The 11164-nt window shown below is 49.5% G+C and carries 11 protein-coding genes; 6 read left to right on the top strand and 5 right to left on the bottom strand.

Annotation, left to right across the window (positions count from 1 at the left end; genetic code table 11):
• The first annotated feature begins 35 nt into the window (after positions 1–35).
• From VNQ80_RS17545 to VNQ80_RS17520, 6 genes are all read left to right on the top strand, one after another.
• Positions 36–1754, top strand: coding sequence for a hypothetical protein (locus tag VNQ80_RS17545; protein WP_325641074.1), 1719 nt, complete (start codon positions 36–38; stop codon positions 1752–1754).
• A 69-nt stretch (positions 1755–1823) separates the two neighbouring features.
• The gene (locus VNQ80_RS17540) at positions 1824–2813 is read left to right on the top strand and encodes an SPOR domain-containing protein (protein ID WP_325641072.1); all 990 of its coding nucleotides are present in this window, start codon (positions 1824–1826) and stop codon (positions 2811–2813) included.
• 45 nt (positions 2814–2858) lie between these two features.
• On the top strand, positions 2859–3557 hold the full coding sequence (locus tag VNQ80_RS17535; protein ID WP_325641070.1) for a MotA/TolQ/ExbB proton channel family protein: 699 nt from the start codon (positions 2859–2861) through the stop codon (positions 3555–3557).
• Between the two features lie 37 nt (positions 3558–3594).
• Complete coding sequence (locus tag VNQ80_RS17530; RefSeq protein ID WP_325641068.1) at positions 3595–4005, top strand: biopolymer transporter ExbD; 411 nt, start codon at positions 3595–3597, stop codon at positions 4003–4005.
• A gap of 62 nt (positions 4006–4067) precedes the next feature.
• Positions 4068–4889: an energy transducer TonB gene (locus tag VNQ80_RS17525; protein ID WP_325641066.1), complete on the top strand. Its 822-nt coding sequence runs from the start codon at positions 4068–4070 to the stop codon at positions 4887–4889.
• Positions 4890–4920: 31 nt separating this feature from the next.
• Positions 4921–6228 carry a folylpolyglutamate synthase/dihydrofolate synthase family protein gene (locus VNQ80_RS17520; protein ID WP_325641064.1) on the top strand — a complete coding sequence of 436 codons (1308 nt, stop codon included), beginning with the start codon at positions 4921–4923 and terminating at the stop codon, positions 6226–6228.
• 8 nt (positions 6229–6236) lie between these two features.
• Here the strand turns inward: VNQ80_RS17520 and VNQ80_RS17515 are convergent, their stop codons facing one another.
• The 5 genes from VNQ80_RS17515 to VNQ80_RS17495 all read right to left on the bottom strand — a co-directional run bounded on the left by VNQ80_RS17515 (position 6237) and on the right by VNQ80_RS17495 (position 11117).
• On the bottom strand, positions 6237–7259 hold the full coding sequence (locus tag VNQ80_RS17515; protein WP_325641062.1) for a type I asparaginase: 1023 nt from the start codon (positions 7257–7259) through the stop codon (positions 6237–6239).
• A gap of 35 nt (positions 7260–7294) precedes the next feature.
• On the bottom strand, positions 7295–8062 hold the full coding sequence (locus VNQ80_RS17510) for a TatD family hydrolase (RefSeq protein WP_325641060.1): 768 nt from the start codon (positions 8060–8062) through the stop codon (positions 7295–7297).
• A gap of 113 nt (positions 8063–8175) precedes the next feature.
• Positions 8176–9144, bottom strand: coding sequence for an FKBP-type peptidyl-prolyl cis-trans isomerase (locus VNQ80_RS17505; protein WP_325641058.1), 969 nt, complete (start codon positions 9142–9144; stop codon positions 8176–8178).
• Positions 9145–9162: 18 nt separating this feature from the next.
• A complete protein-coding gene (locus tag VNQ80_RS17500; protein WP_325641057.1) occupies positions 9163–10173 on the bottom strand; it encodes a DHH family phosphoesterase in 1011 nt (336 codons plus the stop codon).
• 116 nt (positions 10174–10289) lie between these two features.
• Positions 10290–11117, bottom strand: coding sequence for an alpha/beta hydrolase (locus VNQ80_RS17495; RefSeq protein ID WP_325641056.1), 828 nt, complete (start codon positions 11115–11117; stop codon positions 10290–10292).
• Positions 11118–11164: the final 47 nt, after the last annotated feature.

Below are 11164 nucleotides of genomic sequence, written 5' to 3'. Positions count from 1 at the left end.
GGAGTTTTTTACGGCTTATGATCTTTCAGAAATCAATGCGATATAGGTTTATACTCACCGGCGTTTTATGCGGGGTGCTGATGGTTGGATACGCACAGGAGGAGACACGGCGGGAAGACCCGCCAGCTACCATCGATTCCATTGATGTGGTGCGTGATTATCGGCCGATATTGGCCGATGCGGTGAAGATTCGGCAAAGCCCGGATATGACAAACAAAAGGCAATACCAACCTGCGTTTAGCTACGGCATCATCGATAAAAAGCTCGACATCAATACGGGTACGAAACAACTGACTATCCAGGAGATGCCATTTTCGAGAAGCCAAGAATTGACCAATAATTACGTTAAAATAGGTGCGGGCAATCTAGGAACCCTATTGGGCGAAGTTTACCTCAGTTCGGACTATTGGGTAGATACCCGGTTGGGTGGCTATGTAAAGCATTTGAACCAGAAGGGGACATTCGAAGGTCAGCAGTTTTCTTCGCAACATGTCGGTGTGTTCGGTCGCACGGTTTACGGTCCGATTACGTTAGATGGCGAGGTAGGATTCAAACGCTACGGTACCCGTTTTTATGGCACGGTGGCAGATACAGACGGTATGTCGTTGAATGCTGACCCGGCAACTCAAGCATTCAGCGATATTTATTTTACCGGTGAAATTACCAGTAATTACGATGATGCGGCCACGGATGCTTTTGATTATTCACTAAAGGCGGACGCGTATGCTTATGGCAATGCGTATGATACCAAGGAGAATTCGTTCGCATTGGCAGGGTACATTAATAAACAGATTAACGTGTTTAACGTTGGGCTCAACGTTTCGGGCGACTTCACCACGGTGAAAGATGCATCGTATAGCCTTGCCAACCATATTGGTCGTGTTAATCCGTATATCAGGTTCCAGGGACCCAATTACAACATCACGCTGGGTGCTAATTTCGTCGCGGAATTCGGTGATTCAACGCGTACCAACATTTTCCCATCAGCTGAAGTGGATTTTGCGTTGGTACCGAAGTATGCGCATATCTTTGGAGGCATTAACGGCGACGTAAACAAGACCTCTTTCAAAACGTTGACGCGCGAGAACCCTTGGTTGACGGCGCTCGGCACGACGAATGGTATACGTAATTCGGTAGACCGCATGAATGTATTCGGCGGCATCAAAGGGAACGCAGGAGCGACGTTCGGTTACAAGGTCACGGCTTCTTATCGCCGTATCGAAAGTATGCCGTTTTACGCGGTAGCTCCGGGCACGCCTTATGCATTTAACCTGTTGTATGAAGACGGTGAAGACGCGAGTACCGTTATCGGGTTGGAAGGTGAATTAAATGTGCGCCTCTCTGAGGTTGTAACAGTGGGCGGCCGTGTTAACTTCAATGAATTTGATCTACAGCAACAGGAAGAAGCTTGGTATATGCCCAAGATGCGGTTGGCGGCCAACGCCCGTTTCAACATCAGCGATAAGCTTTATATAGATGGGGAGCTCCTGTTCCACGGGCAGACCTATGGGCTGGTGCAGGATGCCGACATCGACCTATCCGGTTATGCGATTACCGAGGTGGGTACCACCGGAATGCGTAAGACAACCATTCCGTCGTTTGCCGACCTTAGTGCCGGAGCGGAATACCGTGCCACAGACCGCATAGGCATTTATTTGCGATTGAATAACATGGTGGGCTCCAATTATGAACGCTACCTGTTTTACCCACGTTTGGGCATGAACGTAATCGGTGGTGTTAATTTTTCATTTTGATGTTACGCGTTGAAGGTGGTAGCTTTGTAGTTTGAGGTTGAGTAAGGAAATGAATATATGAATTTGGGTGTGAGTATAGCGAATCTGTTGAGACGGTACCCGGCGGTTGGTGTGCCGGGCATCGGGGTATTCCGAAAAGCACACTATCCGGCTTCATATGACGTTGACAAGGCTGTTTTTCTTCCACCTGCAGATTACATAGAGCTTGTTGACAGCGATACCGATGCGTTTCTGCTAACGACCTACCTTGAAACGCAGCGACAATTGGATGGTTATGCGGCTACAGCGCTGTTAGAAAACGCGGTGAAGGGCATCATGGACACCATCAGCCGGAATGGGGAAGCGCTGCTGGATGGGCTTGGCTATTTGCTTGCTGATGGCGCATCCTTTATATTCAAGCCTTTTGAAATTGACGGACTTGCTGCGAAGCCGATTGCAGCCCAGCCGCCTGCGGCCCGCATATCCGAAACGGGAGCGCCCATCGATATACCGGTGGAAGCGTTGGTTGTTTCGAGTGGAAACACTGGTGGAAGGCGTTATACGCCGTGGATTATCGGGGGGGCAGTAGCAGCGATGGTAATTGCCGTTGCCGCGGTGGCGGTTTTTACATTCAAAATCGAGTGGCTTGGCAGTACGCGTGTTGAACATGCGACGGTGCCGGACAACCAGGTTAACCTTCCAGCCCCATCCGAAGAAGCGATTCCACTGGTCGAAGCCGATCAGGATTCTGCGGTAGCTGATACGGGCTTCGAGACCGTTACCGTCGATTCCTTACCGGCAGACAGTGTGTCAGCAACGAGTACACCGGTGGCCAAGCCGTCGGTAACTTACGAAATCATCGTGGGTTCATTTGCCACGATGCGACAGGCGGATAAGTTCGTGGCCGAGATGAAAGCAAAAGGATACAGCCTCCATGCTATTGATAGCCGGATGCCAGGCAACCGGAAGAAGATTAGCTGGGGCTCTTTTGCCACTGAGGAAGAAGCTTATAAGGAGCTGGCACGGGTACAGAAAACTTTTGAGCCTGGTGCATGGATAGCAAAAATAGCGCATAATTAGGATTACATAGTAATAAAACAACACAGAAAAATCATACAATAATTTATGTCACTTTTACAAGACACTATTTATCCGCTTGACACGTTAGCGGGGGCGGCACAGCAGACGGTAGAACTCGCAAACGAGAAAATCAGCCTTATCGGCTTGCTTTTCAAGGCAGGGTGGATCATGATTCCCCTTTTGATCTTGCTTTTTGCTACACTTGTCGTGTTTATAGAACGTTACATCACCATCAAAAAGGCCTCGAAGTACGACCCGAGCCTGATGTCGCACGTCAAGCAAAGCGTACTTTCCGGACGGTTGGATTCGGCATTGTCGGTTTGCCGGGCGAGCAACAGTGCATTGGGGCGGATGCTTGAAAAAGGGTTGTTGCGTATTGGTAGGCCCATCAAAGATATTGAGGGTGCCATAGAGAATATCGGCAAGCTGGAAGTTGCGCGGTTAGAAAAAAACCTGAACCTATTGAGTATCATCGCCGGCGTAGCCCCGATGTTGGGTTTCGTGGGAACGATTTTCGGTGTTATTATCATCTTCCGGGATGTAGAGGCAGCAGGTGGTATCGATATAGCGAGCGTGTCTGGGGGCTTGTACGTGAAGATGATCGCTTCGGCTGCGGGGTTGACGATTGGTATCTTGGCATTTGCTGGTTACCATTGGTTGAACACCATGCTTGAGCGCCTGATTCTCCGCATAGAAACGGATGCCATTGAATTTGTTGATTTATTGGACGAACCCGGCTCATAAATCCGAGTGATGAAGCTATTAGAAAGGTGATTTACGAATGAACTTAAGAGCGAAGCGAAATAAATCGGAGGTGAGGGTCTTTACGGACTCCCTGAACGACATCATGTTTTTTCTGATGTTGTTTTTCCTGTTGGCGTCGGCAGTTTCGAATCCGCAAGTGGTGAAGTTGCTATTGCCGCGTTCAAGCGCCGGCGAGCAATCGGTGGCGAAAAAGACGGTTACGGTGTCGGTTACCCAAGATTTGAAGTACTATCTCGATAAGGAGGAAGTGCCCTATGAAAATTTACTGAGTGCCCTACAAGCGTACGTGCAACCGGGTGAGGAACTTACCGTGATGCTATACGCCGACAGTACGGTGCCTATCCAGAATGTGATTTCGGTCATGGACGTAGCCAACAAACTGAAGATACGGCTGGTGTTAGCTACCGAGCCATTGCGCGAACGATAAATGATTATGGAATTCGATTAAATTAAGCATCTTAAAGGTAACGTAGAAGATAACGAGGTAAGATGGGTTATTATCATTCACATGAGGACAACAATTATCCCAAGGCGCTATGGATATCCAGCGGCATCATGGGGGGATTGGTGATTCTCAGTTTCATTATCATGATCGGGTCGGCCTTTCCCGATATCGGTACAGGGGGCATTATTGTTAATTACGGCACCTCGGATGTGGGGATGGGCGATGATTATATGACGGTTGACGAGGCGTCGATGGATCCTAATGCCAATAATGTGCGTCCCGATAAAATTGATCCGCAACAAGAAATCCAAGAGACACCCTCGCAGCAAGTGACCGAACAAAGCGTGGCCACACAGGATATGGAAGATGCCCCGGCAGTGGTTGCAAATGAGCCCAAAAAAGCCAATGCGGAGGTAGCCACGGCCGTGAAGGAGGAGAGTAAACCCGCTATTAATCCCAACGCATTATATACCGGGAAACGTAATAATTCGACCGGTAGGGGAGATGGCACCGGTAAGGAAGGTGGTAACCAAGGCAGTAACCAAGGCGATCCGCTTGCGCCGAATTATGGTGAAGGTGGATCGGGCGATGGTGACATCGGACTTTCGATCCAAAATCGGGGGTGGGCGGTACCGCCCAATATCGAAGACAACGGCCAGCAGGCCGGTGTGGTGATGGTGGAAGTGCGCGTTGCGCGGGATGGCCGGATTACGTTCGCCAGGGTAAGTTTAAAGGGAACAACACTCACGGATAAAGCCTTGTGGGATAAGTGCGAACGTGCGGTACGGGGTGCCCGATTTAACGAGATCGAGCGTGCACCGCGTGAGCAACGCGGATTGATTCCTTTCCGGTTCAAGCTAAAGTAACTCTAAAGTAAATCGTCGACTACCATCCGCCATGAATTACGAGGAAGCGGTTGATTATCTCTACGCGCGTTTGCCCATGTTTACGCGCGATGGCGCATCGGCATTCAAGAAAGACCTTACCAATACGTACCGACTTTGTGAGGCCCTTGGCAACCCTTATGAACGATTCAAATCGATTCACATCGCCGGTACCAACGGCAAGGGTTCGACGTCGCACATGCTGGCGGCTGTGCTGCAGCAGGCAGGCTATAAGACCGGCTTATATACGTCGCCCCACTTGTTGGACTTCCGTGAGCGTATTCGTGTGAACGGTGCGCCGATTCCCCAGGCTTGGGTTGCGGCATTCGTCAATGACCATCAATACTTGATGGAGACGATTCAACCCTCATTCTTCGAGGTAACGGTAGCCATGGCATTTGCTTATTTCGCGGAAGCCGAAGTGGATATTGCCGTAGTGGAGACGGGTCTGGGCGGACGGTTAGATTCGACAAACATCATTACACCGCTGCTCTCGGTCATAACGAATATTGGCTATGACCATACGGCAATGCTTGGGGATACGCTCCCTGAAATAGCGGGTGAAAAGGCAGGGATTATCAAACGGGGAATACCCGCGATAGTCGGCGAGCGGCAGGCAGCGGTGGCGGATGTTTTTGAGGGTGTTGCGGCCGATAGAGGTAGTCGATTGCTGTTCGCGTCTGAGCAATGGCAAGTGGCTAATCTGGGCCGGACCGGGCAATACCTCAACCTAAGCGCTAGTTCGCGGCATTCGGGGGAAAGCACCAGTTACGCGTTAGATTTGGTAGGGAGCTATCAGGCCAAGAACCTGCCGGCGGTGCTGTGTGCGGTGGATGAATTGCGGCAACAGGGTTTCCGCATTCCCGATGCTGACGTAATAGATGCATTGGCACACGTGCAGCGGCTTACCGGTCTTATGGGGCGCTGGCAGACGCTGGCTACCCATCCGTTGGTCATCTGTGATACGGGCCATAATATCGATGGCTGGCGGGAGGTTCTTGCCAATATTGCGGTTACGTCCCACCGCACCCTCCACATGGTCATCGGTATGATGCGCGACAAAGATCCCGATCGTATACTTCCGATGTTGCCCAAAGATGCTTGTTATTATTTCTGTCAGGTAGCTATGCCGAGGGCGCTGCCCGCGCAGGAACTGTGTATCGCTGCAGCCAACCATGGGTTGGTCGGCGAAGCATTTGTTACCGTAGCTGAAGCTATTACTGCTGCAAAACAGTCGGCATCGGCGGCCGACTTCATATTTATCGGTGGGAGTACCTTCATCGTGGCTGACGCACTGGTGGCTGAAGGTTTCCGTGCATAGTTATCACGTTATACGGTCACGGTCATTTCACCACGGATATTTTGTTCCGCCCAGTACGCCACGTCGCTTTGCTGTTTGAATTCTCCCTGCAGGTACATGAGTTTGGTAACCGCAGCTTCAAAGGTCATGTCGTACCCACTGATTACGCCCATTTCTTTTAAGTACTTGCTGGTTTCATAACGTCCTAGTTCTACGCTGCCCACTTTGCACTGCGAGATGTTGAGGATGTTTTTCCCGTCGCGTATGGCGCTGTCGATCAGGTCGAGAAACCACCGATTGGTGGTGGTGTTGCCCGATCCGAACGTTTCCATGATGACCGATCGTGCGGGGGATTCCAACACCGCACGGACGATCTCTTGGCTGATGCCGGGATACAGCTTGAGTACCGAGACCGCGTTATCTAATGCGGTATGTAGGATGAACTCCTTGTCGCTATTGTCTATCAGGGCACCACGGTTGTATTTGAGGTGTACGCCCGCCTCTACTAATACGGGATAATTGGGTGATCGAAATGCTTCAAATTTAGCGGAATTGTATTTAAACGACCTGTTGCCCCGGAAGAGTTTATTGTCGAAGAAAATGCACACCTCATGGATGAGCGATTTATCTTTCTTTTTTGCCGAGGCAAGTTCCAATGCAGTAATCAGGTTTTCCCGGGCATCGGTACGGATTTCTCCGATGGGCAACTGTGATCCGGAAAGGATGACCGGTTTCTGCAGCCCTTCCAGCATGAAACTTAGTGCGGAAGCCGAAAAAGCCATCGTATCGGAGCCGTGGAGAATAACGAACCCATCGTAAGCATCGTAGTTGTCTTTAATGATATTTGCCATTTCCACCCAGATTGCGGGTTGCATATTGGAGGAGTCGATGATTGGCGTAAATGAATGCACGGTCAGGTTGTAATTGAGCCGGGCTAATTCGGGAATATTTTTGGCAATCAGGTCGAAGTCAAAAGGCATAAATGTGCCATCCCGCTCATCTTTGACCATCCCGATGGTGCCACCCGTATAGATTACGAAAACATTGTTCATTTAATTAGCGTTAGCAAGTGCTCGGTGAAGCCGGCTTAAATCCCGAATATCCGTTTGGCATTTTCAGTCGTTGTTGTTGCCACGGTTTCGACAGCAATCCCGTGTAAATCTGCAATTTTTTGTGCAATATCAAGTAAGTAGCTGCTTTCATTCTTTTTTCCGCGGTGAGGCACGGGCGCCAAGTAAGGGGCGTCGGTCTCCAATACCAGATGCCGAAGGTCAAGTTCGGTCACCACCTTGTCGAGTCCTGCATTTTTGTAAGTCACCACTCCGCCAATGCCGAGGTGTAAACCCAGGTCAATTGCCCGTTTGGCCTGTTCGGTGTTTCCGGTAAAACAATGCAGCACACCTGTCAACCGGCCATCTTGGACTTCCTCTAATAGTTCGAAAAGCTCATCAAATGCGTTCCGGCAATGGATGGAGACGGGTAATCGAGCCTCTTTTGCCCAGCCGGTCTGGATACGGAAGGCCTCTTGTTGCAAAGGTAATGTCGTTTTGTCCCAATGCAAATCAATGCCTATTTCACCAATTCCGTAGATTTTATTTTTAGAAATAGCCTGTTCAATTGGAAGCAATTCCTGTCGGTAGTTCGCCTTGACATCACACGGGTGCAGGCCCATCATTGCAAAGCAGTTATTGGGGTATGCGGCTATGGTGCCCAATACCTTCGGAATAGATTCGCTATTCACATTGGGGAGCAGGCAATATTTCACCCCATTATCAAAACACCGTTGCATTTGTGAAGCCAACTCGGGTGTGCCATAAAGGTAATACAAGTGGGTATGGGTGTCTGTAAGTTCCATTGTTCTTTGTGGGGGTGCGTTGCAAACTTAGCTAACTCGTCCTTCAAAATCAAGCTATCGGCGGTCATAAAACAAAAAACGCCCTCCGTATGGGAGGGCGCATTTTTTGATGGCTATTCTTCGTTACTATCCTGTGCCGTGGAGTCGGGTTCGACAGGCTTCAGGATATCGATCAACTCGATATCGAACACCAACGGGGCAAATGGCGGAATGACACCACGACCATCGCCATTTTCACCATAAGCCAATTCGGAAGGGATAATAAGTTTGGCTTTGCTTCCTTTCGGGAGCAGTAGCAGGCCTTCGTCCCAGCCCGGTATAACTTGCCGTACACCGATTGCGAATTTTGCCGGTTCATAAGGTCGCATTGCATTGAACATGTCGTTTTCTTCGGCTACCTCTTTAATCGAGGTATCAAATACCTTGCCCGTAGCGACCAATGCGCCGGTATAGTTCACCTGTACCGTGTCGCCCGCAGCCGGTTTTTCACCTGTACCTTCTTCCACGATGATGTACTGCAGTCCTGAAGCCGTCTTCAGCGGTTCGAGTTTGTTGTTCTTGATGTAGCTGGCAATTTTACTTTCTTCTGATGCCTTCAGTTTTTCAATTTCCGCATCAAAATATGTATTCACTTCGGCATACAGTGCACTGTCGGTCAAGTCGCCCTTCTTGAAATGTTTGTTTACTTTAACGTTGAAAACGATATACTTTTCGGCAAACTCCGGCTTAGGCCGCATTGTTTGCGTCGCCATGGTATCAAGGTCGAGTTTAAACACGGCACTGTCGCCTTCACCCAGCATGCGGAACATGGAGTTATAGTCACCAGGATAAAGTCCTGGGGTGGAGTCGGGTGCAATGTTGATGATTTGGGGTAGCCCTATATCGTATGTGCTTTGGAGTAGGGAGTCCCGGTCTGTCTTGACGATCAGATGCACGGAAAGTAAATCGCCCGTTTGCGCCTTGGGCTGTCCGTTGTCTTTCACGATCTTGTATTCTAGGCCACCGTCTCCCTTCTCGAACTGCTGGCAGGCGCTACCCAATATCGCTATGGCAAGCCCTAAACTAAAAATTGATTTCTTCATGTTGTTGTCTGTGATTAATTATTGTACTAAACGTGTTTTATATTCCGGTAATAAAGCTTTGAATTTTTGTACGACATCCGGGAGCGGTTCGTTGGAATTTCCACCTGCTGCGTTGCGGTGTCCGCCGCCGTTGAAGTGGTCTCTGCATACTTCATTGCAAGGAAAATCCCCGATAGACCGCAAGGAAAGTTTAACCTGATCGGTACGGTCGACGATCAATGCGGCAAGTTTCATCCCGCTAATCGCCAATGCGTAGTTTACCAGTCCTTCCGTATCGCCTGTAGCGATGTTAAATCGGTCGAGGTCTTGACGCGAAATACTGAATAACGCTGTTCGGTACTCGTGCATTACTTCGAGGCGATTTAGGAGACAGAATCCGAGGAATTTCAATCGATTCTCCGTGTAGCTGTTGTATACATGTTCGTGGATCTCCCAATTTTTGGCACCCAAGGCGATCAGGTCGGCCGCGATGAGGTGTACCGATGGCGTGGTGGTCTGGAATCGGAAGGATCCTGTGTCGGTCATGATCCCGGTGTATAGGCAGGTGGCGATTTCCGGGGTAATTGCACTGTGGTCGCCCATGACGTTAACGATAAAATCATAAACCAATTGTGCGGTTGCTGCAGCGCTGCTATCCCAATGCCGGTAGTTATCGAAACCCTCGGGGTCCAGGTGGTGGTCGATCATGATCTTTACCCCATTTGCACTTCTCACACTGTCGGCCATCGCGTGGATACGGGGCAACCCATTGAAATCCAAACAGAATATGATGTCGGCAGCCGCTATGAGTGTGTCGCTAGCTGCTTTATTTGCCGTATAAATGATGATGTGTTGCCGGCCAGGCATCCAGTCGAGGAAAAGGGGGAAGTCTGATGGCACGATCACATTGACTGTGTGGCCGCTGGCTTTCAGCCAATGGTACACGGCCAGCGAAGAACCCAATGCATCGCCATCGGGTTTGTGATGTGTGGTAATAACAATTTGCCTCGGTTTGGCCAGTTCCTCCCTAAGCGTTTCCGGTGTAAACATTCAACTGCTAAAAGGTTGCAAACCTACTACAAAAAATCCGATTACGGAATTTTTGGGTATGAAAACAACTATAAAATTACAGGTATCCGCCTATATTTTGTGTGCTGTCGTTGCAGTTATCCAAAGAACGCCACCAAATCATTATTCAGTCGGTCGGCATGCGTAATGTTCAGCCCATGGGGAGCATCGTCATAAACCACGAGTGTGCTGTCTGGAATCAGTGCTGCTGCTTGGTTCGCTGATGTCGCTATCGGAACCGTTTCGTCCGCTTTTCCATGGATGATCAGGGTCGGTACGGTAATTTGCTTGCACTCCGAGCGAAAATCGGTATCCATCCACGCTATCGCGGCACCGACAGTGGCTTGGGGAGCAGCGTGCGACGAAATGCTGAAATCGTATTTCAATTGCTGCTTGCTGACGGGATTGCCATCGCTTTTATAGTTATAGAAAGCGGGGTGGAAGTTGGATAGGAAATTCAGACGGTCCGTTTTCAATGCATTCAAAATGTCGTTAAGACCAGCTTCGGGTACGCCGTCGGGATTATCGGCTTTTTGTTTAACGAGTGGAATGATTGATGCAACAAGCGCTATTTTGTTGATCTTTTCCGCACCGTACCGTGTGAGGTATCGAATTACTTCTCCACCGCCCATCGAAAAGCCAACCAAGTTGACCTGTTGGAGATCCAATTGCATAATCAGTGCATGCAGGTCACTTGCCAACGTGTCGTAGTCATAACCTTCCCAAGGGGCATCGGATTGACCGAATCCGCGTCTATCGTATGCGATTACACGATATCCCCGGTTTACCAGTGCGGTAATTTGCTTTTCCCATGCCTTGTGGCTTAAGGGCCAACCGTGGATGAGGATGATTGGTTGCCCGCTTCCGTAATCGACGTAATTGATGCTTATTTCCTGGTTTGCTGATTTATTTTGAATGACTGGCATAATAAAAGCGTTTCTTTTGTTAACAACGATGGGGCGTATTGGTTTTA

It is taken from the genome of Parapedobacter sp. (assembly GCF_035556095.1).
Lineage (GTDB): Bacteria > Bacteroidota > Bacteroidia > Sphingobacteriales > Sphingobacteriaceae > Parapedobacter.
Note: the sequence above shows the minus strand (reverse complement) of the source record. Positions and strands in the feature narration are given on the sequence as shown.